Below are 24678 nucleotides of genomic sequence, written 5' to 3'. Positions count from 1 at the left end.
AGCTGGGGTATTGGGCACTCAGAATCTAAAGGGTGGTAGTGGACTGAAACGCGCAGAATCCGACCGGGGGAGACGCGCATGTCAGCGGGCGCAGAAGAATCTCTGGGTTTCTGGGCCGAGCGCCTAGTAGGCCTCCTTATCATAGGCGTGATCATTTTAGCTTGCTTCTGGATCGCGTGGCCGCTGATAGGTGTGCTCGCATGGGGAGCGTTAATTGCTGTCGCGCTATATCCGGTGCAGCGCCGCCTCGCGAGCGCAATTGGAGGTCACCCGAAAACGGCGACGATGCTCATCGTCCTCTCCCTCCTGATCCTGGTGATAGTCCCGCTCTCTTATCTGCCGGGCTCCTTCGATCACGCGACCGAAGCGATAGCAACCATGACCAACAATTGGACGGAGCTGACCCTGCCTCCGGCACCGTCCTGGGTGTCCGACTTTCCACTGGTTGGGTCGACGATCGGAGAGAAGTGGAATGCGGCCGCGTCATCCTCGCGCAATGTACTGATTATTTTGAAACCCTATCTTGGGCCGGCTTTTCAATGGCTTGCGGCTCTTGGTGCATCGTTAGGGCTCACCGTCGTGCAGATGCTGCTTTCCATTATCCTCGCCGGAGTTTTTCTCGCCACTCAGGGAAGCACGGCCTCAACATTCCGCACAATCGGGCGGCGCCTTGGAGGCCCGACCGGGGAGAGCCTGGTCGATGTTGCGGTTCGCACCATTCGAAGCGTCGTGCAGGGGGTGATGGGGACGGCGCTCATACAGAGTATACTATCAGGCATTGGCTTCGCGATCGCGGGGGTTCCGTTTGCCGTCCCGCTGGGCGTGCTCTGCTTTGGCACGGCAATGCTGCAGATCGGCACATGGCTAGTATGGATCCCGGCTGCTGTTTGGCTGTCTTATCAAGGCGAAACTGGTTGGGCGATCTTCACCACAGTTGCGGGCATAATCATCAATATCCTCGACAATGTCATCAAACCGTTGCTGATCGGCCGCGGCGCTGGCTCTCCCATCTGGATCATCTTTATCGGCGTGATCGGCGGTGTCCTGACGATGGGACTCATCGGCATCTTTGTCGGCCCCCTTGTCATGGCTATTGGTTACTCGATCGTCAGGAACTGGCTGGGAGAAGAAGTGTCCTTAAACGCCTAGAAAAACGGACAGGGATGGTTGTTTGTGGGAGTGGGGGTCGAGCATTTCATGGCGAAAACACCTCAGGTGTCAGATCGGAGAAGAAGGAGGCGACTCTTTTTTGCTGCGCTCCTGAAGCAGCTTTACGTATTGTGGCCAATTTTCTCCGGGATCCTCGTCGTCATGGTCGGATGCGGGATCGTCATCAGCCGCATTGAAAACTGGAGTATCGGCGAAGCACTTTACTTCACTTTTGTTACGGGCTTGACCATAGGGTACGGCGATCTCACGCCCAAGCATGCCCTTGCGCGAATTCTTGCCTTGGTGATTGGATTTTCCGGTATCGTGCTGACCGGGATAGTCGCAGCGGTTAGTGTGCAGGCGCTCGGCGAGGCGGCTCGCGACCACGCGGAACGGAATTGATAGCCCGGCAACGTTGGAGTTGCGCCTGACGTCAGACGGTGGGCTTGACAGCGCGCCGCGGGAAGCTATCTGTCCCGAATTCTGCCAGCCGTTCCCTTGCTCGGCCACAGCAACGTTGCAAAGAACAGCGTGTAGACAATTGCAAGCGCTATATATCCGACGCGTGTCGCAAAGGTTTCGGCTGCGCCGCTAGAAAGTGGTGAGACAGCGGAGCCCAGCACCAGCAGAAAGACAGTCAGGGCTCCTGCATTGATCTTCGCCACGACAGTTGGTGTCGCCGCGCGGCCGCCGAATACGAGCCCGGCAAGCAACACCAGCAGAAACAGCGTCGCCAACGAATGCCTTAGTTCCAACACTGCGAACCCTAGCATGGCCGCCACGCCACCTAGTATGTTGACGAGGACAGTAGCCAGAGCAGGCCTGCCGTTAGCCTCTACGTCCAACTGCGACAGCAGCGACGCGACGGTGATGGGAATCACTACCGCGGTGGCAAGCCGGTCCTGGGTAAGGCAGAGCGTCACCGCAAGAAGCAGAATCAATGCGTCTGCAGCAGCGCGCCAAACTGGTTTCGGGGTTGAGGATGTAGATGGCCGCGCAGCTTCGACCGTTTCGATATCCGGTATCAATGCATAGGCCAGCCACGTTACGATGGCGCCGGCTGCAATGCTTTTGACGAAGACCGTCAAAATGGAGCTGCCCAAGTCAATGTTCAAAATAGTCAGCAGAGGGATCATGACGCTGACCACAAGGATGAGGAAAACGAGCGGATTGGGCTTGCCACTCGCCTGCCTCAGAAAGCAGGCGAAATAAATCAGGCCAAGTAACAGCAGCAGGACCGGTGGCTGCTCGGCCAGAAACGTGGTCAGGAACTGGACGATCAACGCAGCGATTAGGATGATCAGGGTCAGCAAGAATGCGCTTTGGAGAGAAATCGCTCGAGAACTTGAAATGAGGATCTGCGCCGCAAACAGGGCACATAGAAATGGGAGGGGATCGCTTGTGGCGACCGCCCAAGTGAATGCAGCCGCGACGGCGAGGGCAACGCGCAATCCCTTGCGCTTTTGGTTCGTGATGGAACTCAAGTTGATGTCTCGCGAATCCTCACTAGCTGACATAGGTGAGCACCGAGAGTAGCCGCATCCAACAGTACCCTATCCAGTTGGTAATCGGGTGCTCACCGGCATAGATCACCACATTGGCTTGCGAACCATAGCGGACGCCCCGCGGCAGTCCTTCGTCCAGGACCAGTTTTACCGGAAAACTCTGGGGCGTTCGGATCCAGCCGCTTTCCGTTGAAATCTTCGGCAGACCGGTGCTGGGATCGATCGAGCCTTGGGCGACGCCCAAGCCGACACTCTCGACCTTTGCCGGGAACAGCTTTCCGGGCAATACATCGAACAACACTTCGGCCCGATCGCCGGGGGTCACGTTCTCCAGGCTGTTTTCCTTGTACGCGGCGGTGATCCACACCGTATCGACGTCGATGAATGTCAGCGCTCCCTGGCCGACCGCCACCATGCCGCCCGCGGTCAGTTGAAGATTGGTCACGACACCTTCGCCCGGCGCTTCGATCGTGGTCCGACTGAGATCGAGTCTAGCCTTTTCCAATCCCGCAAGCGCCCCTCGCAGTTGGGGATTGTCGGCGCCCACCGGCCCCAGTTCCTGTTCGGCACGCTTTAGCTCGGCTTCGGCGGCGTCTACGGCTGCCTCTGCCTGATCGTAGCCCGACTTTGCCTGGTCGTATCTGGATTTGGGATAGACTCCCTGCTCAACCAGCAGCGTTGCCCGATTGGCCTGTTCGAGACTGAGGTCGCGAGAGGCCCGCGCCTCCACGAGCTTGGCCTGGGCAGTGTTGACGGCCTCCGTTGACGCACCGATGGACTGGCCTACGCTATCGAGCTGCGCCTCGGCCTCTGATACCGCAATCTGGTATTGATGGGGGTCGATGCGAAACAGCATTTGCTTGGGGGACACGCGCATGTTGTCGATCACGCCGACTTCAACGACCCGCCCGGCAACTTCCGGTGCGATGCTGATGACAAATGCCTGCACGGTGGCCTGCGACGACATTGGTGTGCGCCGCTCCATGAAGACACCGAGCGTAAAGAGAAAAGCCGCCAGCAGCAGCACACTCAGCGCCACCCTTCGCAAAGGATTGCCGGGCTCCTTTTTTGGCTCAGGAACCTCGACCCCTTTGTTGGGCTCAAGGGCCGATTCCGCTGTCATTTGTTCCCTCCTTGTGCGCCAGGGAGCTCAGTCAGACTGGAATAATTGTGGGCTATTCTAATCCGTCGCACGACAACAAGCTATGGCTGTGGGCGGCGCAGGCAGGGGCGGCGTAAGTAGCCTCATCGAAACGGCCACTAACCAGTTGAGCAGTGAGGACGACCGCCATAGGTTCCATACTTAGACTAGCTGCGCTCGACGCTGCCGCCTAAGTAGCGCTGCAGAGCGACAGGCATGTTGAAGAAAAGCCGCTCGCGGCCGAGTTTGTCGGCGAGACCGGAGGCCCGAACGTAGTCGAGCACATCGGGATTCAATCCTGCCAGCCACACCGTGATGCCCTGTGCGGCAAGGCGCCGTTCGCTCTCAATCATCATCTGCATGGCGGAATACTCGATGTCAAAGACACCGCTCATGTCGAGTGCAAGCACATGCGGCTTATGCTTGGCGACCAGCGACTGGATCTGATCCGCAACCTGTTGAACGTTAGCGAAAAAGAGCCGGCCCTCCGGACGGAGGATCAGCAGGCCCTCGAACGTTTCATCGTCGGGATGGTCAGGTGACAGCGGCCGGAGCACATCAGTGCCCCGCTTGCGGCCAACAACAAAGACCTTCGGCTTGGCCGACTGACTGGCCAGGCCGATCAGCGAAAGGGCGATCGCGACCACGATGCCTTGAAGCGTGCCGAAGACAAGTACGCCCAGGAACGCCGCCAGTGCCCAGCGGAACTCCATCCGCCGAACCCTACGGATGGATGCAAATTCGGCGGGGGCGATTAGTCCGGCCGAGTAAATAATCACGATAGCGGCGAGCACGGCTTGCGGCAGCAAGCCCAACAGCGGGGCAAGAAACAGCATGGTGGCCGCCGCCGCCGCGGCGGTGACCAGAGAGGCCTTTTGCGATTGTCCACCAACGGCGCGAACCACCGCCGTCTGGGACGTGCCACCGCCCGCGGGCATGGAGCCAAAGAAAGCTCCGGCCAGATTGGCGGCTCCCGTTGCCAGAAGTTCCCGGTTGGGCCTGATGGACGGCTCTGCAGGGACCGCGAAGGCCCGTCCGGCGGCAATCGTTTCGGTAAAGCTCATTAGCGCGATGCCGAGCGCCCCGGGCAGAAGTTGCTCGATCAAGCCGGGACTAGGAAGAGTGATTGATGGGAGCGACCGCGGGATGAACCCCACAGTTGCAACGCCCAGGGCATTCAGGCCGGCGAGCCAGGAAACCAAGATGCCTGCACCGACAATCACCAGCGGGGCCGGTGAATGGGGCCAGAGCCGCTCCATCGTCCACAACGCGATCAACGCCGCGGCTGCAATTGTCAGTGTGAGCAGCGACGTTGCCGGTACATGTTGCAGCACGCTGACGATATCGCGGAAAAAGCCTGCCTTAGCAATATGCACGCCGAGCAGTTTCGGCACCTGGTCCAGCACGATCACTAACCCTATGCCCGCTTTGAAGCCGGTCAAAACAGGCGACGAAATGAAGTTAGCCACGAACCCCAGGCGAAGGACCGAGGCAGCGATCAGAAGGGCGCCGGTGAGTCCGGTGAGCGTAGCGACGGCGGTGATCAGCTTGCCGGGATCACCATCGGGAACGACGGTCCCAAGCTGGGTTCCAGCCAGGATTGCCAGCGTGGTCGTCGAGCTGACGCTTAGCACGCGTGACGTTCCGAGCAACGCATAGACGATCATCGGAACGAAAGCCGTATAGAGGCCGACGCTCACCGGCAGTCCGGCAACCGTGGCATAAGCCATCGCCTTGGGCAGGACAACCGCCGCTGCTGTAAGTCCGGCTACCACGTCGAGCCGAAGGCCTGCTGTCAATGAGGTACTGCCATGCGTTGTTTCGGGGGTCACTGGAATCTGCTCCGAGCAGGCAACTACCTCCTATCTATAGCATTTTACGCGGCAAGTTGACGATCCCAAAATCTCGTCGTTGCTTTTGGCGGCGCGGTAGTGGAGTAGAATAGTCGCAAATTCAAGATTCTCTGATAAGTATAAGAATTATCTGATTTCTTAATAGCGCGAAGATGAGTATCCACGTGGCCGGAATTTTGGGCGCGACTTACCGGCACTACACGCCTGCCGGACCTGCGCGACCTCAGTCGGTGAAGAAATTCTCGGCCGTCCCATTATGGGCCAACGGCCACTCAGGGCGAGTCCATCTCGAACAAATGGTACCCCAGGGCGGTAAGTCGACGTAGAGCCCTGTCGACGAAAGGTCGTTCTCGGCGTGCTCGTAACGAGCGCCACTCGTGAGGTCGGTGAAGCGGACCGTACCACCACCCAGATCGGCGTATGGCGCGTCTCGGAGGTCGCGCATCTCAAGGTCGATGACATCGACTCGACACGCATGCTGATCCGCGTTGAACAAGGCAAGGGACGCAAGGATCGCAATGCCATGCTTTCTCCGCAACTCCTTGAACTGCTGCGACTGTGGTGGCGCGAAGGAAAGCGGCGCGGCGTGATGCTGCCTCATGGGCTGTTTCCGGGGCGCGGTCGCACCGACCCGATCTCGTCGCGGCAACTGCATCGCACGGTTCAGGAAGCCGCGGAGGTCGCCGGCATCCACAAGCGCGTCAGCCCGCATACCCTACGGCAGAGCTTTGCCAACCACCTTCTGGAGGATGGCACCGATATCCGCGTCATCCGACGGCTTTCAGCGGGGCAAACGTGCTCTCAATCACCACGAAAATCTCGGCAATCACACCTGCAAACACCACTCTCGGCTTGCTGGGACCGACAAGCGCCGCTGCCATCAGCGGCCCACCGGCAGATCCGATACGCAAAACCCCATAGCCGGAGAATGCCGACCGCGGGTTCCTGCATGGGAGGCTTTCGTACGCCTGGCGGCACCCGAAACCCTAAGCCGAAGCGGACCTGCCGTCGAGTGCGCACCCGCGTTTACCGCGGTTTTACCGTAACGTACTTGCTTCCTCGGCGAGTGGGGAACAACTTTCCTACGCAGCCGACAGTGGCCTCGCGCCACCGCGTCTTGCTTGGACTTCACTATGTTGGCCAGCCGGATTCTGTTCGCACCGGGATGGCTTGCGCGTCAACTCTCCAGACGCACCTCTTATCAGATCAAACTTTTGCGCGATGGCTCGTCGCAGGAAGGAAACTGACAATGATAGTGGAAGCTGACCAATCAAATTCGTCACGCTACGTGCCGAGGGGTTTATCAACGAAACTTTTGGGGTCGTGCGTTGCGGTGCTGGGGTTTGCCGCTTGCTTATCAGCCCCCGCGAGTGCGCAGCAAACGACAGCAAAGCCCAACATCCTTCTCATAGTTTCCGATGACACCGGCTACGGCGATCTCGGTCCTTATGGTGGCGGCGAAGGGCGGGGAATGCCGACGCCTAACATCGACAAAATGGCCGACCAGGGAATGATCTTCTACGATTTCTACGCCCAGCCGAGCTGCACGCCCGGTCGTGCTGCCATGATCACCGGACGCATTCCCAATCGGAGCGGTATGACGACCGTCGCATTCCAGGGTGAAGGCGGTGGCCTTCCCGCGGCTGAGTGGACGCTTGCGTCCGTTTTGAAACTCGGTGGATACGACACCTATTTTACGGGCAAATGGCATCTGGGCGAGGCGGATTATGCGTTGCCGAACGCCCACGGGTTCGACGTAATGAAGTATTGCGGCCTTTACCACCTCAATGCCTACACCTACGCCGACCCCACGTGGTTCCCTGATATGGACCCGAAGCTTCGGGCCATGTTCCAAAAGGTAACCAAAGGCTCGCTTTCGGGTAAGGCCGGGGAGAAGGCGGTCGAGGATTTCAAGATCAACGGCCAGTACGTCGATACGCCAACGGTGAATGGTGGGGAAGGGGTTGTCGGCATTCCTTTCTTCGACAGCTATGTCGAGAAGGCGGCTCTTGGGTTTCTTGACGATGCCGCAAAATCCGACAAGCCGTTCTTCATTGATGTCAATTTCATGAAGGTTCATCAACCGAACATGCCGGCGCCGGAGTTCGAGCATAAGTCGATGTCGAAGTCGAAATATGCTGACAGCATCGTCGAACTGGACACCCGCATCGGCCGAATTATGGACAAGCTTCACGAGACGGGCCTCGACAAGAATACCCTCGTTTTCTACACGACCGACAATGGAGCCTGGCAAGACGTCTATCCCGATGCCGGTTATACGCCATTTCGTGGCACCAAAGGGACCGTCCGCGAGGGTGGCAACCGCGTTCCCGCTATTGCGGTCTGGCCAGGCAAGATCAAAGCAGGCTCCAAGAACCACGACATCGTGGGTGGACTCGATCTGATGGCTACATTCGCGTCCGTAGCGGGGGTTGCCCTTCCGGACAAGGATCGCGAAGGCCAGCCAACCATCTTCGATAGCTTCGACATGTCGCCAATCCTCTTGGGAACCGGTAAATCGGAGCGAAACTCATGGTTCTATTTCACCGAGAACGAACTATCTCCAGGAGCTGCCCGCGTCGGCAACTACAAGGCGGTTTTCAACTTGCGTGGCGATGACGGGCAGCCGACTGGCGGCCTGGCGGTCGACAGCAATCTGGGATGGAAGGGTCCAGAAAAGTATGTCGCAACGGTCCCCCAGGTCTTTGACCTCTGGCAGGACCCCCAGGAACGCTACGACATCTTCATGAACAACTACACTGAGCGCACATGGACGATGGTTACTATCAGCGATGCCATCAAGCAATTGATGGCGACATATGTGCAATATCCACCGCGCAAACTGCAAAGTGCGAGCTACGCGGGTCCGATCGAAATTTCGAGGTATCAGCAGTTCCAGTGGTTACGAGATGAACTGAACAAGGAGGGGTTCAGTATCCCCATGCCGACCGGCAACTGAACAGGGCAAAGGAGGAGCGGTGCTGTTGTCTCTAATTACGACAGCGCCCCAGTTTCAGTGATGCGATCTCCCGGAGGAGACCGGCCCAGACGAAGTGTCCTGCGGCCGGACGAGGTCACCATGGGCGTTCAGGTCGACGCCGAACCTCGGCGAGAGTGAGAAAGGCAAAACGATCTCCACGATCCCGGAGTCGCGATAGCGAGGTGCCGTCGCCAGAGCGTCCATTACCTGACCGAAGCACTCCGGCGCGAGGAGCGGGGCGCGCAAGACCCGAACTCCTAAATTAGGTTCCGGTCCGCGCTACAGGTTGCAACCCGGATATTTGTAGAGGTCGGCTTGAGACAGATCGGGCGGGCATTTCATGGCGCCTTTGGCCTTCTGGCCGCATGACGATGCCTTAATCTGCGATATCGATGCATAGCGCCCTTGAGAGACGCGAACCTTGACGCACTGCTTCTTGTCGGCGTTCCACCAGGTATTGTTGCCGCCCACGTCAACATAGCCCCGCGCCTGCATTTCGCTCTCGGCGCCAGCGGCTCGCGAGCCCACGAGGTCGGCGATATCGGATGGCGATTTGGCGAACGCGGCCAAGGGCACCAGGACTACGAGGCTGATTGCTATTGTCAGGCGCATGATGATTTCTCCATGGCATCATACCGCGTGAGGTTAGTAGAACCCAGCATCGTTGAGTAAGGCTGTGGTTAGACGACCACTTGCTGCCGAAGATTCGCGGACTTGAAGTCCGCACGCACCGCCCGCTGCCAATCAGCCGGCGCCTCCCAGGACGGTCACCAACACCGCACCCCACAAGGCAAGCAACACGTTACCGATTGCATAGCCAAGCCCGTAGCCCAAAGCCGGTACGCTGCTTTTGGCGACATCCTGGACGGCGGCGAGGGCAGGGGCAGAGGTACCTGCTCCGCAGCAGGTTCCGAGAAGCACTCCCTCGTTCATCTTGAAAAGCCGAGTGCCGACCAGAACGGCAAGCCCATGCGAGGCAACGACAACGACGATCGTGATCAGTACCAGCGCAGGACCCGATGCGAGAAGGCCACTCACAAAGCTAGGACCCGCTGAGATGCCGACACATGCAATAAAGGCCGAAAGCCCCACGGAATCAAAGAGCCATAGTGTGGCCGCGGGAACAAACCCGAACGTCCGCCGCCTGGCGCGGAGCCAACCGGCGACCAGCCCGCCAAGGAGCGTCCCCACAGCCACACCAAGCCCCAATTCCAAGGCGCCAATCCGCAGCGCTGGAATACCGATCATTCCGCCGAAGAATATAAACATGGCGACATAGACCATGTCTGTCGCAGTTGTGGGCCGGTCGGCGTAACCCACCACAGCTGCGGCTTCCTCGACATGCTTGCGGCTGCCGACGATGGTCATCACGTCACCCCTCTCGACTTTCAAACCGCCATACGCAGGAAGGTCCTCGCCCAACCTGGTCATCTTGCGCAGGAAGATCGTGCGTGCCTCAGGTTCCCGCCTGAGTTCGAAGAGTGTCTTGCCGATGACCGATTTCTTCGTGACAACGACATCGAGCGTTTCGGTTGGTATATCAAGCAATTCCGCATCATCGATTTCCCTACCGATCCCGGCGCCCTTGTCCACCAGCAGGCCACGCAATCCTGCCACCGCGACAACGTCACCGGTCTCAAACCTGAAATCGGGATACGCAGCAACAATATCGCTGCCGCGTCGAATTTGCTCGATGTAAGCCTTGGCCCCACGAGGCACTTGCGCTTCAGCTTCGAGGACACTCATTCCAACCCATCGTGGATCAACGACGAAAGCGCGCGCTTCAATAGCGCGTCTGGCCGACTCCCCGGTCGTTTGACCTTCCGCTGCCGCGTTGAGTTTTGCCTCCATCTCAGCGCAGGCCTCCCGCAGTGGTCGCGCCAAAAGCCGCGGCAACAGTTGCGATAGCACAAGGATCGTTGCGATTACACCGACGAGATAGGAAACAGCGAACGCGGTCGCGACGTCCGCCTCAAAGGCGCGCTGCACTGCCTCTTGGGCACCGGTTTTCCGGAAGGTGTCGATCGCCACGCCAACGGTTGCGGACTCGGTCATCGCGCCCGCAAGCAGGCCGGCGGCACTCCCGACGTTCAGGCCCAGCAGTGCGGCCAGGGCCCAAACAACAGCAAGTCCAACGACACAGACCAGCGCCGTAATGGCAATCTGGGGTAGAGCCTCTCGATTGAGGCTCCGGAAGAATTGCGGCCCGGTGCGGTAGCCGATCGCAAAGAGAAAAAGCAGGAAGAATGCCTGTTTAACATCGTTTGCGACCTCAACGCCGGTCTGACCGATCAGCACGCCTGCGATCAAGCAACCGGCCACCGATCCCAGCGTGAAACTACCGACCCTAAATTTTCCGATCGCATAGCCGATAGCGAGCGTGAGAAAGAGTGCAAGCTCCGGATGGTCGTTGAGTATTCGGGAAAGCGTGTGCATGTAACCACCCAGATTTTCGTTAACGGCTAGAGGGGGCGGCGCAGCATCGGAGCGAAGGCGCTTCCGCAAGGAGCCGGCCCATTTCCCCGCGGCCTCCGGATGGCGTTATCGTGTGATTAACGCGCGCGGATTGATCGAAATACGTGCCGGCAGTTCACCGCATCCGCTTCTCACGCCACCTCACGGCCAAACCAGCCGATGCCATGCCGCGAAGGAAATTTGACCTGCTGATGCCATTGCCGTCTGACGAACTCACAACATTCTCCAATTCTTCAGGGTTCAGCTAGCGCCAGATCGAACAGTATGCAGGCCAGTAATTTTTAGAAGTACGTTACGGTTAATGCCGATGTTGCGAGGTGTTAGTTTCGCTCCTTTTCACGAAAGCCACGAAGCGAATAACTGCGACGCCCAGCGTGCAAAAGCCAACGGCATCAGAGATTGGGTGCGCGACGGTAACTCTATTGAAGTTACCGTAACGTACTTCTCATGGCGGTCTTTTCGCGCATCATATTGTCCACCTTAGGGGGAGGCGTGGTTGATCCGATGGGCGATACCCGAGGCTTCGCAAAAAATGGTTCGAAGGAGGCACAGCGTGGCCTCTGGCGACTATTGCTGAAGCTGCCTTCCATTCGCGGCCGCCTGCAGATCATTGCCGCCCGATCGAGCCATCTCAATGAACTCTTCGAAGCCTATGAAGAGGCGAATGTGGCACTCGCGCGTTTTCAGAGAGAGCGAGATCGGGAGGACTGCCCTTTGATCGAAGAATACGAGGCCCTGTGCGCCGAGATCGAAAACGATGTGTTGAGGTTTGTGCTTGACGACAAAGGCTCCATGTAACCGATCTTCCTTCACCGATTATTGAGCACCTCTTCTGAATTACATTAGAGATTTCGGTTGCAACTGTATGTCATTGAGTCGATAAAACTCCTGCGTAGATTTCAGCTTGGACGATTGCACCGGGGACGACCATGAGTGCTGGAATTCATGACAGACGCGAACAGATTCTGGACTACGAACAGACACGTGAAGCAGTTAAGCGTTTAATCGCCGACCCAAGATTTAAAGTCCCGGATCGCCAGAAGTCTATCTTGATGTATCTAGTCGAGCGTCGCCTGGATGACGAGAACGTCAAATCCTATGCGATTGCCATTGACGTTCTGGGGCGCCCGAGCAGCTTCGACCCCAGCACTGATCCAATCGTTCGCATCGAGATGAGTCGCCTTCGCTCCTCGCTTGAGGCTTACTATCTGGCATTTGGACATGAACACGACATCTGGATCAGTATTACGAAGGGAAAGTATGTTGTTTGCTTTACGCGCAGGCTGGAGCCGTCGATGGCGCTTTGTGAAGATGTTGGCGATCCGGTAGCGGATGACACCGTTCAACATCAGGCACATCCGGTACCCCAACAGAAGCCGTATCAGAAACAGGCGAGGCGACTTGCGTTGCCCTCGATTGTAGCCGTAGCGGCAATCGCGCTGGCCACTTACGCTTACTCCAGGCCAACCGTATCCGAAAAGCCCACTGTTTTCGTATCTGTCGAGGCTGCCAGTCCTGAACTCGCCGGAGAGGCGAACAAGATGCGAGACGGCCTGCTTACGGCCCTGACGCAGTTCCAGACGATGAATGTCGCACAGCCGGCATATGCCTCGGCCCGAGCCAACGCATCTGAGCGACGCTATGAAATTCAGCTCAAATATTACGGCGATGGCGATGATCGCAGCGTCTGGTGGCAGGTCGTCGACAACGCCACCGGCACGCTGCTGATGTCCGGCCTCGAGCGTGTCGACCTGACGGGAAAGAGTGATACCGCTGTGCAGGGTGATATTGTTAAGACTCTCGCGCAGCGGATCGCGGCAAACCGGGGCATAATTAATGCCATCGAACTGCAGGCGGATGGTTCGTCACTCGGAAACGGATGCGTGATAAGGGCCGAGTACGCGCTTGATGTCCGGGGCGACCTCGGCGCAGCGACGGAATGCCTGCAACAAACACTTCGGCTGAGGCCCGACGATTCCGATGCCAGTGCAACGCTGGCGCGGGTCCTCGTCGCCCCACAGGGAAGGGTGACAACGCCAGAGATCGCTGATCGTGCGCTCGGTCTCGCACAAAAAGCCGCCGGCACAGCGCCGATGTCCGACCGAGCGCAATTGGCATTGATGGCGGCGCAGGCCGCAAAGAGCAGACCGGAGGCCGCGATCGAAGCGGGCACCAGGGCGATCGCTCTCAATCCGAACAATCCTGATGCGGCGGCTGCGTTGGGCGGAGTGCTTTATTTCGCGGGATACAGGCAAGCGGGCGTATCAATGGCGCTGGACGCAAGCAAGGAAACGCCCGTGGTGCCCCGATGCGCGATGGTTGTGCTGGCGCTGGATGCATTTCGCAAGGCCCGATACTCGGAGGCCCTGCTATGGGCCGAACAGATAAATGGCAGCAGCCCCCTTACGAACGTAATCCGTTCAGCCTCACTCGGAGAACTTGGTTCTGATCAGGCCAAGGCGAGTGTTGACAACGGAGGCGTCAGCGGCGCTGTGTTCCGAATGACGATGGACGCAACCGGCTTGCAGCCCGACCTGGCTTTAATGCTTGAGCGGGGCCTGATAAAGGCTGGCGCTGATTTTGACCAAGTCGGCAGCGTTTCGCGATCATTAGATCCATCAACGAATCGTGGCTAGACCGACAGCGGGATCTAGCAAGGCGACCACTGGTCAGCGTCATGGCCGAAACCAACGAACGCAACATCTTCGCTTTTTGCTAAGTCGGATACTTTTTTGGTGCTTTGTCGAATACGAGATTCGTCGTCCATATCAGTGACGAAGATCTGGCGCGTTTCCGCATCCGCCATTGAACTGTGCATGACCGCAGCCGCCGCAAGCAATACATTGCCTGTTACAAGAAGGCGCGGACGAGAAGGGATTGATGCCCGGGAACGTGTCCGCTCGTTTCCAACAATTCTACCCCTGCAACAAGCTCAATGTCGCCTTCGACGGTTCGATTGCGGAGTGATGGGTAGTTGCGGTTCCATAATGCATGTTATGCCGCTTTTTGCTAAGTATTTGAAATAACACGATAATAATACCTGACGCGAAGCGCAATCGAAGCGGAACCAAAATCGACCAACCGCTCGACAAAGCGGCGGCGCTTCCGAGTGCGCTGCTTATTCAGCGGTCTTGGGAAATGTCTCAGCACTATCTAACTGCTGGATCTGGCACGGTTGCTAGCCGTCCTTGCCGTGTTCTTTTATCTGCGACTTTTCCGGTGCACCGGTACGGCCGAACTGAACGCGTTGGGTGATGTTTCGTCGATAAGCCGGCATTGGAACAGACCGTTTATTCGAAGCCGTCAGACCCACGTTCCCTTCATGGATTGTTGGCGCTCCGTCTGCGACCGCGATGAGACGTGCCTAACCTTAGTACGGCTTCGCCTCGGTCGATCCCCCCCCAACGGCAGTCGCGTGTTCTTACTCCTTCCCGTTTCGCCGTCATTCCTCGCCTACTAACAAACATGCGACTGCCGCCCTCCGTTTCATTTCGGCCAAATAGGTGCGGTCCGATCGTCCACGGACTCGTGACTGTCATCGAGGCCGCGATGGGCGCGGCCGGAAACAACGAAAGGAACTTAGAATGGCAACCATCGGCACCTTCACCTCCACCGAGAACGGATTTACGGGTTCGATCCGCACTCTCGCCCTCAATCTCAAGGCTCGCATCTCCCGGGTCGAGACGCCCTCCGAAAAGGGCCCTCACTTCCGCATCTATGCTGGAAATGTCGAGTTGGGCGCTGCTTGGCAAAAGACCTCCGAGCAGGGCCGCGATTACCTCTCCGTCAAACTTGACGACCCGAGCTTTGCTGCCCCGATTTACGCGACACTCGCCGAAGTCGAAGGGGGAGGAAGCCTCCAGCTTATCTGGTCCCGCCCGAACCGGGACTAGCGAGTGACCCGGCTCCGCCACAAGGCGGAGCCGGTTTCCAGCCTTTGCTGCGAACAGACGGAGTATAGCTGCCCAATAAAGCTTGATCGGTTATCAGCTCCCCGACAATGAGCGGTTTTCCCGATTGTGCTGAGCCTGTTGAAATAGGCTTCCCACTCGCCGGCGTCATCGGAATTGATGCGATCCCCTGCCCCATCTATCGTGTCACTGGCAGCGGTTGTCGTCCTTCACGAACTTCAGGAGACGAAACGATGGCCAATCTTATCGAACAGCAGATCGAAGAACTGCGCGCCGAACTCCGCAATGCAGGTTGGGCTGCTGGGCGTCGTCAAATCGTAGCCGAGCTCGAGATTGCCAGAGCAGAGCTTGCCGTCGCCATGGCCGAACAGTTAGATATCGTGCAAGTCGAGCCACCACCCTTAGGGCGCTCACTTTCGTCTCGAGTGCGACCCGGTGCACCTTTGCTGCGGATCTCGTTTCATCGCGATTGGGGATAATGCCTCCCGCGCGTCGTGCTTAAAGCTGGCAGTCAGAATTCTGACGCGAGGTCCTTTGCTCTTCAGTCGTCTTCAGGATGAGCGACGCCCACTGGCGACCGTGGCGTACCCTCTCTTTCGCTTAAGCCGGATCAGATCCAGAAAGAGCACCACCGCATCGTGCTCTCGCTCGAAATGGTGGGTCATTGTCTGTCCTTTGGCGCCTATACGTCCCCATCGACGGGTGAGGCAAACGTCACCAAACAGAGTCGCGTCAATCGACATGGCATAAAAGCGAGCCATGTTGCGGGTCGGATCGGTGCGCTCGATGTAGAGTTTGTAGGGTTGCGAGATCATGCACACAGAATCGCGCTTTGGAGATTCCGGGTCCAACGACAGTTTTGAATCGGTTCCGGCTCACTGATTCATTTCAGTGATGTCGCAATGCGACGCGGGCTAGTTCGAGCTCACATTCAGGGTCCGCCCGACGAGACTGAAAAGCGGCTCGCCCGAACGCATTGCCGCATGTCCTCACGTCGGAACCAGATGGCGCGGCCGCAGCGAAGCGGTGGCTTGCCGGTGGTAAAGATGATCTGCTCGTCGGCTCGCATGCAAAGAACTTCGTGCGGCTGAATCAGTGGCCTCGGCGCCAGTTGCTTCGATCGCGTGCGCGATGATCCGCGCGACTGGGAGGTCAAGCTGACTTGATCGATCTCTACCGTGGTCATGCCGCAGCGATGTGAGATGTAATCCGCCGTTTCAGGATCATTAATCGCCGCAAAGGAAAGCCAACTTGCGCTCTCAAACCACTTGCTTGATGCATCACGGCCACCGTAGGTTTCACGCATCTGACCAATCGATTGGTAGATCATCATCAGGGTGATGCCGTACTTGCGACCAGCGTCTCGCGCCGTCTCCAGAATTCGCATGTACCCAAGGCGTGCCACTTCATCAAGAAGGAAAAGCGCGCGCGTATTCATCCTGCCATCCCGATTGTAGATGGCGTTCAGGAACGTGCCGATGATGACGCGCGCCAGCCCGGAATGCATTTCGAGCGTCTTGAGATTGATGTTGATGAAAACGTCCGTGTCGCCGTCGGCAATCGCATCTGTCATAAAGCTCGATCCGGATACCAGCGCAGCGTAGTTTGGGTAGGAAAGCCAATGCGTCTCCTTGATTGCATTCGCATAGACACCGCTGAAGGTTTCCGGTGTCATGTTCACGAAAGAGGCCACATTCTCCTTCACGAAATCGGATTTGGAGTTGTCGTGAATCTCCTGCAATCGCTGGCGCAGTTTCGGCTCCGGTTCCGCTAAGTTGCTGCGTACCTGGCGAAGGGTCTGTTCTTCGCTCTTCGTATGGCCGGACAGGCAGACATCGGCAATGATTGCGGTGAGGAGCTGAAGTGCCGAAGCACGAAAGAAGTCATCGCGCACGCCCTGTGCTCGCCCATTTTCGCTCATGATCCAAGATGCGACCGAGGCTACGTCTTCCTCTTTGGTGCCACCGAAACGTCCGATCCAGTCGAGGACATTGATCCCGATGTCTGGGTGCTTTGGATCGAGGACAAGAATGTCCCTGCCAGCCTTTCGACGATGTTCGATCACGATAGGCGCAACCTCGTTCGATGAATCAAGCACGACAAGCGCTCCGCCCCATTTGAGCGCGGTTGGAATGGTGATTGAGGTCGTCTTAAAACCACCGGACCCTGCAAAGGCGATGCCGTGGGAAGATCCGAAAGATCCATCGAAGCAGAGCAGCGGCGACTTGCCGCCAACGCCCCAGGTCTCAGGATCGTCAACCCGAAATGGATGTGAAGCAACGTCGTCACGATCGACGCGGTAACACTCTCCAATCACGATGCCCCCGCTATTCGGGAAAAGCTGTGCCGCCTCCTGCATCGTCATCCAGTCGGCCTCCCCATGGAGGGCGCGTTTGCCCATAACACGCCTTGGCTCGGCGCGCGGGAATGCCGCATTTCCGAGAAGCGCAACCCGCAGCGCAAAACATCCAGTCATCAGTGCAGTCACCGCCCCAGCTATCGTCCCAGTCTCAAGATCGGCAACCATGCTGCTGCCTCTGGGCAATTGCCTTGCAAGAACAGAAAGGAGAATCACCTCGCGGGGAAACGCCATCAGGAATGTGGCGGCGGCCCCGGCAACGACGCCCCAGGCAGCAGAACGAATGTTGATCGAGCCGCCCGCGGCGAAGAGCACGATCACCCCGGCGCCTCCGCTTGCGACGAAGGGCGCGGCAATGCCTAGATGCTTGAGCGCGGCCTTGGCCGCATCGGTGTTGCCGAACGTTGCCAGCCATTGCTCGATGCCAGTGGTGCCAACGGTAACACCAATCATCAATATGATCGGTATGAAAAGGAGCACCACCCTATTTGCTGTCATGGCGGAATGCCTCGTTGCCGATGGCCATCAGTCGCGCTCGCTCGCCATCGTCGATCCCGAGACGGCGATTGAGATCGATCAGAGCGCCGAGAAGAAGTGCGCGCTTCTCGTAGCGGAGGCCCGCCTTGACAATCAGGCCCCCGAGTTCGATCTTGTCGCGTGTATCCTTCTTCCGCGCTTGCGAGTTTCTTGCGCGCTGCATCCGATCAATCCTCGCCAGTGCTGACTTGATCTGCTCCAGCGCGGTTCGACGCGCTTTGCGGGGTTCTGCTTGCCCCGCCTTTGTCCTTTTCTGTCGACGCAGGTCTCGTCCCGCAAAATCGTTTGACGAGACTTTCGAATGCCGTCTGAAGATCAGATTCCTCGATTTCCATGTCGCCTAGCCCAGCCTTGAGAGCGACGCGACCAATGCGCTCGGCCTCCCGCGTTTCGGTTTGCTTCAACTGCTCCTGGAGACGGACGATTTCTTCGCGAATTCTTGCAGACGGTTTCTTCATTCCCGGTCGGCCTTTCATACGGTTTCGACTTCCTCAAGCAGGAAGGTCCCGCAGATTGGCGAGATGATCTACTGACAGAAATGCGAGTTGGCGCAGCCAACACCTTTGAGCATGATCCCGACCGTTCCGAAGGAGCGGATCCGAAGGGCGCAATTATACGTCGCTGACGCGACGCTCTGCGCTTGGCCTTTTCGGGCCGCCGCTCCTGACGAGCTTATTGAATTCGATTGCTCGAACGAGCTGGTTTCACAGTGACCGTCCCGCATTTTTCAGTCACGATCGTTGCCCGCGGGTCCGGCCGCAGCGCAGTGCTGTCGGCTGCCTACCGCCATTGCACCAAGATGGAATATGAGCGGGAAGCCCGGACGATCGACTACAGCCGGAAGCAGGGTTTGCTTCATGAGGAGTTTGTCATTCCAGTCGACGCGCCGGGGTGGTTACGCGAAATCATTGCCGACCGCTCGGTTTCATCTGCGTCGGAAGCCTTCTGGAACAAGGTCGAGGATTTCGAGAAGCGCTCTGACGCACAGCTTGCCAAGGACGTGACGATCGCCTTGCCGATCGAACTCTCGGCTAAGCAGAATATCGAGCTTGTCCGCGATTTTGTCGAAAGGCATGTCATCGACAAGGGCATGGTGGCCGATTGGGTCTTCCACGATGCGCCTGGCAATCCGCATGTCCATTTGATGACCACATTGCGCCCGCTGACGGAAGACGGTTTCGGTGCCAAGAAAGTGCCCGTGCTCGGAGCGGACGGCAATCCGCTCCGCAACGACAGCGGCAAGATCGTCTATGAGCTTTGGGCTGGAAGACTGGATGATTTCAATGTCTTTCGCGACGGCTGGTTTGCCTGCCAGAATCGGCATCTGGCAGTTGCAGGTCTCGACATCCGCATCGATGGCCGTTCCTTCGAAAAGCAGGGTATCGAGCTGACCCCGACCATCCATCTCGGCGTCGGCGCCAAGGCAATCGAACGGAAGGCGGAAGGCTCGGGCGAACAGGTCTCGCTCGAGCGGCTGGAATTGCAAGATGAGCGCCGGGCCGAGAATGCGCGACGAATTCAGCGCAATCCGGGGATCGTACTTGACCTGATTGCGCGGGAAAAGAGCGTCTTCGATGAGCGCGATGTCGCCAAGTTCCTGCATCGCTATATCGACGACGCAATCCTTTTCCAAAGCCTTCTTGCGCGCATCCTGCAGAGCCCCGCGACCCTGCGTCTCGATCGGGAGAGGATCGACTTCGCCACAGGTCAATGCACCCCGGACAAGTACACAACCCGTGAGTTGATCCGGCTGGAAGCCGAAATGGTCAATCGAGCAATCTGGTTGTCGAAGCGATCGTCGCACAAGGTTCAAAAGACAGTGCTCGGCGCGACCTTTGCACGCAATGATCGCCTGTCCGATGAACAGACGAGCGCAATCGAACATGTCGCCGGTGGCGAAGGTATCGCGGCAGTGATCGGTCGGGCCGGTGCTGGCAAGACCACAATGATGAGGGCCGCTCGACAGGCATGGGAAGCAGCCGGATATCGCGTCGTTGGCGGTGCCCTTGCCGGCAAGGCAGCGGAAGGTCTCGAGAAGGAAGCAGGCATCATCTCCCGCACGCTTTCGTCGTGGGGGCTCCGTTGGAGCCAGGGCCGCGATCAGCTCGACGACAAGACGATTTTCGTTCTCGATGAGGCGGGCATGGTCTCGTCGCGGCAGATGGCGCTGTTCGTTGAAACAGTCACCAAAGCCGGCGCCAAACTCGTTCTCGTCGGCGATCCGGAACAGTTGCAGCCGATCGAGGCGGGCGCTGCCTTCCGAGCGATTGCCAATCGTATCGGCTATGCCGAACTCGACACGATATATCGCCAACGCAAACAATGGATGCGTGACGCCTCGCGCGATCTTGCGCATGGCAACATCGGCAAGGCGGTCGAAGCCTATCGGTCGAATGGAAGGATGATCAGCGCCGAGCTGAAGATTGAAGCGGTCTCAAACCTCATTGCGGATTGGAGCCGCGACTATGATCCAGCCGGGTCTTCCCTGATCCTTGCTCATTTGCGTCGTGATGTCCGGACGCTGAACGAGCTGGCGCGTGCCAAGCTCATTGAGCGGGGCGTCATCGATGGTGGGTCTACCTTCAAGACAGCCGATGGAGATCGCAACTTCGCGGCCGGCGACCAGATCGTTTTCCTCAAAAATGAGGGATCACTTGGTGTCAAGAACGGCATGCTTGCCAAGGTCGTTGAAGCGGGGCCCGGCCGCATTGTTGCCGTCATCGGCGAAGGCGAGCGTCGCCGCCATGTCGCGGTCGAGCAGCGCTTCTACAATAATGTCGACTACGGCTATGCCACTACAGTGCACAAAGCCCAGGGCGCTACTGTCGATCGAGTGAAGTTGCTTGCATCTCTTTCCCTCGACCGTCACCTCACCTATGTCGCCATGACCCGCCACCGCGAGGATCTCAGCGTCTATTATGGCCGCCGGTCCTTCACAAAGGCTGGAGGCCTCATCGAATTGCTGTCTCGCACGAACGTCAAGGAAACGACGCTCGACTATGCGCAAGGCAGCCCCTACCGACAGGCGCTCCGCTTTGCTGACGCACGCGGTCTTCATGCCGTCAATGTCGCCCGAACGCTTGTTCGTGACCGGCTCGCTTGGACAGTCAGGCAGAAGCACAACCTCATCACGCTCGCGTCGCGCCTGGCCGCTGTCGGATCCCGACTCGGCCTGGTCGGGCCGGCGATGAAATACCACGCAATCAAGGAGGCAGAGCCCATGGTTTCCGGGATCACCACTTTTTCGAGGTCGATCGGGCAGGTCGTCGAGGACAGGCTCGCGGCCGACCCGGGTTTAAAAAAGCTATGGGAAGATGTCTTCGTTCGGTTCCACCTCGTCTATGCCCAACCTGAGGCCGCATTCAAGGCCATCGATGTCGCTGCGATGCTGGCTGACCGGACGAGGGCGTCAGCGACACTGCTCAAGATCGCCGAAGAGCCGAGTAGCTTCGGTGCCCTCAAAGGCAAGACGGGTTTGTTCGCCAGCAAATCCGACGAGCAAGATCGGGACACGGCGGTCGTCAATGTCACTGCGCTGGCGCGCAGTCTGGGCCGCTATCTTGAAATTCGCGCCAATGCAAAACGAGAGTATGAGACAGAGGAGTGCGCCGCCCGCCAGAAGAGCGCGATCAATATTCCCGCTCTTTCTCCGAACGCCAGATCGGCGCTCGAGCAGGTTCGCGATTCGATCGACCGCAGTGACTTGCACGCAGTCCTCGAGCACGGGCTCGCCGACGAGAGGGTGAGGCTGGAGCTTGAGGGGTTTGCAAAGGCTGTTGCGGAGCGCTTCGGGGAACGGACTTTCCTAGGGATTTCGGCAAGGGACTCGAGCGGGCAAACCTATCGATCCCTCACGACCGGGATGAACTCTCTGCAGAAGGCAGAAATGAAGACGGCCTGGAATTTTCTGCGCGCGGCTCAGCAATTGTCCGCCCAAGAGCGGTCGACATCCTCTCTGAAGCAGTCCGAGGCCTTGCGGCAAACGATCAGGAAGGGGCTTTCACTGAAATGACCTTTTTGCACGATCAGCGCCGGCAAACATCGCGAATTTGGCGTCGCGTGAGTCTGCCTGTCGCACTTATCGCAGCTCTCTTAGCTCTCATCGTGACCGGAGGCGCGCTTGGGTATCGGATCAATCTAACGCCGAGCGAACCTCTCGGGATCTGGCGAATTCAAATGCCGGAAGGACCCTACAAGATTGGCGATCTGGTCTTTGTCTGTCCGCCGCCGACGCCCACCATGCGAGAAGCGTTTGACCGCGGTTACCTTCGATCGGGGATCTGTCCCGGTGGCTATGCGCCGCTCATCAAAACCATCGCTGCGATGTCATCACAAAGGATCGAAATTGACCGCTTGGTTAGGATCGACGGCCTTGCATTGCCGCATTCCGCACCGGCCCAGCTGGACGGCAAAGGTCGGAGCTTGAGGCGATTCAGCGGAGGAACGGTACCGACGGGCTACGTGTTTCTTCACTCTGGTTTCATCGGGTCCTTCGACTCTCGCTACTTTGGTCCAGTGCCTGCCTCCGGGGTGCTCGGCCTGGCAAAGGCGGTCCTCACCTATGCGCCGTGAACTGGTCCGCAACAGTGTCCTCTTGGGCGCGGCACTAGCGGCTGGCTGGATCGGTTGGTGCGGAAATCCCCTCACCCTTCCTGTGTCTGCCGCCTTTCCGTTTATCTGGTCCGTGGCGCGCAACCGGCCAAGTGCCGCCATGGCATCGGCGACCTATTTCCTTGCGGCATCTCGAGGTTTGCCGCATGGCGCAGTCGCCTTCTATGGTTCAAATCTCTTGTCCGGTCTGTTGCTCTGGTTGATAGCGTCGGCGGCCTTCGTCAGCGTCCACGCCGTCCTGTGGACCGAGAGATCGGGATGGCGTCTTGCAATCCGTTATCTCTTGGTCATGTTTTTGATGGCAGTGCCGCCCTTTGGAATTTTGGGCTGGGCTCACCCGATCACCGCCGCCGGAGTTCTGTTTCCCGGCTGGGGGTGGGTCGGTCTTGGCACAATGGCAGCCGGCCTCTTGATCATGACGACCAGGCTTCGGCCGGCTGCAGCCATAGCCATTATTGGCTTGTGGCTCTGGTCCGCCGCACAGTGGACGACGCAGCACCTACCCTCTTCGTGGTATGGTGTCGAGCTTACACTTGGAGCGTCGCTCGGCAGAACCAGCAATCTCGAACGGCAGCGTGGCCTTGTTGCAACGGCGCGGGCGGCAAGGCGCGGCAAAGGCGCCGTGGTTGTGTTGCCAGAGAGTGCGATCGGCTTCTGGACACCAACGGTCGAACGGCTATGGCTGCGTGAATTGCGAGCAAGCGGGTTGACGGTCGTCGCAGGCGCATCCGTGGTCGACGAGATCGGTTACGACAATGTGCTCTTGGAACTTTCGGAGTTCGGGGCGCGAATTATCTACCGCGAGCGTATGCCGGTCCCCGGTTCGATGTGGCAGCCCTGGCAGTCACTGATTGATGGCGGCGGCGGCGCACGTGCGTATTTCTTCTCCAATCCCGTCGCCGAAATCGCAGGCAAACGGGTTGCGCCGGTGATTTGCTACGAGCAACTCATCGTCTGGCCGGTCGTTCAGTCCATGCTTTACGACCCTGATATCATCGTCGCCGTTGGGAACGGCTGGTGGACAGGCAGCACGTCTATCGTGCCCATCCAGCGTGCCAGTGTCGAGGCTTGGTCGCGTCTCTTCCACAAGCCGCTTGTCTTCTCTGTCAACACGTAGTTCCGGGAGCCCTTCATGCTTGATCCTGCCCTCATAACAAAATGTGCCGATCCCTCCTTGAAGCCGGCGATCGTCGAGCAGTTCGTCAAAGCCGCAGGCTCTTCCGATCCCCTTGCTGTCACCGTGAGAGCGGGAGGGCGATTGGTCCTCGTGCCGAAGGCTGGAACACCCGAGGAAGCAATGGAAATCGTCAAGCAGAATGTCGGACATTCAGTCGTGCGCGTCGGCCTCACGCAGTTTCCTGCAGGTGTTGGCGTAAAAGACATTTCGGAAGTGACGTCAGGTCTTGTCGATCCGTGCGTGAACCTGCGCCTGGGAACGAGAATGTTCGCAAAGATTCTTCGCATTGTCAGCAAATGGTACGGAAACCCCGAAAGCGCTGAAGTTTTCCCGCAAGTGTTCGAGGATGCCATCGATGCGTGGAAAACGGGCGAGTTCGAGGCTCAAAGCGTATTTCAGGCCGAAGATCCCAGTGGATCGATCGCAGGTCAAGGCGAACTGGACGATCCAAATGGGAGGTATCCAGGAAAGCCCGAAAGCGCCTCATCGAGCTCGTCCGAACCACCCGGTGAAAACGAACTCGGCCGCGCGGGCATGCGGATCGATTTATCTCGAATCCTTCGCCAGTAGGTCAGGTGCGAAAGTCTTGACGACCCAATCCGTACGGCGATTCACCTGCCCTTCGAACACAACCGTCGCAGGCGGCGCTAGTTTAGACCGGCGCTTCTAGCGGCAGGAATAGATGGAAAAATCATGTGGTCATTGACTGGAGAAAGGTTGATCACGTCCTGAATTCGAAAGCGATATCTGGCGCCGCAGGCGTCGGCATAGAGATACCTTCCTCTAAGGTGGAGGCTTGCCACCAGAAGATCACGTTGATCATCACGGTCAATTACCGACAATACAAACATTCGAGTCTTTATCCGCTTCAATGAAAATCAGTTTGAATAGAGTTTAGTTAAAGTATTGATAAAATAATGTAGCATATAAAATTCCATATGCGTCTGGCGTGCAGAAAAATAGCGTAAATAGTACTTACC

General features: G+C 58.1%; 21 protein-coding genes. 11 read left to right on the top strand and 10 right to left on the bottom strand.

Annotated features, from left to right (window positions below; genetic code table 11):
• Positions 1–78: 78 nt before the first annotated feature.
• Both AF71_RS08315 and AF71_RS08310 read left to right on the top strand, forming a co-directional pair.
• Positions 79–1149 (top strand): AI-2E family transporter, encoded by a 1071-nt coding sequence (locus tag AF71_RS08315; RefSeq protein ID WP_169680908.1) that lies wholly within the window; start codon positions 79–81, stop codon positions 1147–1149.
• A gap of 48 nt (positions 1150–1197) precedes the next feature.
• Positions 1198–1551 carry a potassium channel family protein gene (locus tag AF71_RS08310; protein ID WP_169680906.1) on the top strand — a complete coding sequence of 118 codons (354 nt, stop codon included), beginning with the start codon at positions 1198–1200 and terminating at the stop codon, positions 1549–1551.
• 65 nt (positions 1552–1616) lie between these two features.
• Here the strand turns inward: AF71_RS08310 and AF71_RS08305 are convergent, their stop codons facing one another.
• The 4 genes from AF71_RS08305 to AF71_RS31570 form a co-directional block, all read right to left on the bottom strand.
• On the bottom strand, positions 1617–2462 hold the full coding sequence (locus AF71_RS08305) for a hypothetical protein (protein ID WP_246733614.1): 846 nt from the start codon (positions 2460–2462) through the stop codon (positions 1617–1619).
• Positions 2463–2655: 193 nt separating this feature from the next.
• Positions 2656–3777: an HlyD family secretion protein gene (locus AF71_RS08300; protein ID WP_169680902.1), complete on the bottom strand. Its 1122-nt coding sequence runs from the start codon at positions 3775–3777 to the stop codon at positions 2656–2658.
• 185 nt (positions 3778–3962) lie between these two features.
• Positions 3963–5627, bottom strand: a complete 1665-nt coding sequence (locus AF71_RS08295) for a SulP family inorganic anion transporter (protein ID WP_348644119.1) — start codon at positions 5625–5627, stop codon at positions 3963–3965.
• Positions 5628–5871: 244 nt separating this feature from the next.
• Positions 5872–6249, bottom strand: a complete 378-nt coding sequence (locus AF71_RS31570; RefSeq protein WP_246733613.1) for a hypothetical protein — start codon at positions 6247–6249, stop codon at positions 5872–5874.
• A gap of 648 nt (positions 6250–6897) precedes the next feature.
• Between AF71_RS31570 and AF71_RS08285 the strand changes: the two genes are divergently transcribed.
• On the top strand, positions 6898–8607 hold the full coding sequence (locus tag AF71_RS08285) for an arylsulfatase (RefSeq protein ID WP_169681002.1): 1710 nt from the start codon (positions 6898–6900) through the stop codon (positions 8605–8607).
• A 300-nt stretch (positions 8608–8907) separates the two neighbouring features.
• Here AF71_RS08285 and AF71_RS08280 read toward each other — a convergent pair whose 3' ends face one another.
• Complete coding sequence (locus tag AF71_RS08280; protein WP_169680900.1) at positions 8908–9240, bottom strand: hypothetical protein; 333 nt, start codon at positions 9238–9240, stop codon at positions 8908–8910.
• Positions 9241–9372: 132 nt separating this feature from the next.
• Positions 9373–11064, bottom strand: a complete 1692-nt coding sequence (aspT, locus tag AF71_RS08275; protein ID WP_169680898.1) for an aspartate-alanine antiporter — start codon at positions 11062–11064, stop codon at positions 9373–9375.
• 543 nt (positions 11065–11607) lie between these two features.
• Here aspT and AF71_RS08270 point away from each other — a divergent pair.
• The 4 genes from AF71_RS08270 (at position 11608) to AF71_RS08255 (ending at position 15493) form a co-directional block, all read left to right on the top strand.
• On the top strand, positions 11608–11901 hold the full coding sequence (locus AF71_RS08270) for a hypothetical protein (protein WP_169680896.1): 294 nt from the start codon (positions 11608–11610) through the stop codon (positions 11899–11901).
• Positions 11902–12155: 254 nt separating this feature from the next.
• Positions 12156–13739 carry a hypothetical protein gene (locus AF71_RS08265; protein ID WP_246733612.1) on the top strand — a complete coding sequence of 528 codons (1584 nt, stop codon included), beginning with the start codon at positions 12156–12158 and terminating at the stop codon, positions 13737–13739.
• 948 nt (positions 13740–14687) lie between these two features.
• Positions 14688–14996 carry a DUF736 domain-containing protein gene (locus AF71_RS08260; protein WP_018860148.1) on the top strand — a complete coding sequence of 103 codons (309 nt, stop codon included), beginning with the start codon at positions 14688–14690 and terminating at the stop codon, positions 14994–14996.
• Between the two features lie 251 nt (positions 14997–15247).
• Positions 15248–15493 carry a hypothetical protein gene (locus AF71_RS08255; protein ID WP_169680667.1) on the top strand — a complete coding sequence of 82 codons (246 nt, stop codon included), beginning with the start codon at positions 15248–15250 and terminating at the stop codon, positions 15491–15493.
• Positions 15494–15565: 72 nt separating this feature from the next.
• Here AF71_RS08255 and AF71_RS08250 read toward each other — a convergent pair whose 3' ends face one another.
• The 4 genes from AF71_RS08250 to traC all read right to left on the bottom strand — a co-directional run bounded on the left by AF71_RS08250 (position 15566) and on the right by traC (position 18368).
• Positions 15566–15757 (bottom strand): WGR domain-containing protein, encoded by a 192-nt coding sequence (locus AF71_RS08250; RefSeq protein ID WP_245268049.1) that lies wholly within the window; start codon positions 15755–15757, stop codon positions 15566–15568.
• 188 nt (positions 15758–15945) lie between these two features.
• Positions 15946–17871 (bottom strand): Ti-type conjugative transfer system protein TraG, encoded by a 1926-nt coding sequence (gene traG / locus AF71_RS08245; protein ID WP_169680891.1) that lies wholly within the window; start codon positions 17869–17871, stop codon positions 15946–15948.
• Positions 17858–18073, bottom strand: coding sequence for a type IV conjugative transfer system coupling protein TraD (locus AF71_RS08240; protein ID WP_018860152.1), 216 nt, complete (start codon positions 18071–18073; stop codon positions 17858–17860). Before AF71_RS08240 ends, traG begins: the two co-directional genes overlap by 14 nt.
• 4 nt (positions 18074–18077) lie before the next feature.
• The gene (gene traC, locus AF71_RS08235) at positions 18078–18368 is read right to left on the bottom strand and encodes a conjugal transfer protein TraC (RefSeq protein WP_169680889.1); all 291 of its coding nucleotides are present in this window, start codon (positions 18366–18368) and stop codon (positions 18078–18080) included.
• Positions 18369–18619: 251 nt separating this feature from the next.
• Here traC and traA point away from each other — a divergent pair, with 251 nt between their 5' ends.
• Genes traA through AF71_RS08215 form a run of 4 tightly spaced genes read left to right on the top strand, consistent with a single transcriptional unit; the run spans position 18620 to position 24268 of the window.
• Positions 18620–21922: a Ti-type conjugative transfer relaxase TraA gene (traA, locus tag AF71_RS08230; protein WP_169680887.1), complete on the top strand. Its 3303-nt coding sequence runs from the start codon at positions 18620–18622 to the stop codon at positions 21920–21922.
• The gene (traF, locus tag AF71_RS08225; RefSeq protein ID WP_169680885.1) at positions 21919–22482 is read left to right on the top strand and encodes a conjugative transfer signal peptidase TraF; all 564 of its coding nucleotides are present in this window, start codon (positions 21919–21921) and stop codon (positions 22480–22482) included. Before traA ends, traF begins: the two co-directional genes overlap by 4 nt.
• Positions 22472–23638: a conjugal transfer protein TraB gene (locus tag AF71_RS08220; RefSeq protein WP_169680883.1), complete on the top strand. Its 1167-nt coding sequence runs from the start codon at positions 22472–22474 to the stop codon at positions 23636–23638. The genes traF and AF71_RS08220 overlap by 11 nt, the downstream gene beginning before the upstream one ends.
• Positions 23639–23653: 15 nt before the next feature.
• Positions 23654–24268 carry a TraH family protein gene (locus tag AF71_RS08215; RefSeq protein WP_169680881.1) on the top strand — a complete coding sequence of 205 codons (615 nt, stop codon included), beginning with the start codon at positions 23654–23656 and terminating at the stop codon, positions 24266–24268.
• Positions 24269–24678 lie beyond the last annotated feature (410 nt).

The organism is Rhizobium sp. 57MFTsu3.2, assembly GCF_012932765.1.
GTDB lineage: Bacteria > Pseudomonadota > Alphaproteobacteria > Rhizobiales > Rhizobiaceae > Rhizobium > Rhizobium altiplani.
This window is presented reverse-complemented; position numbering and strand designations above follow the sequence as displayed.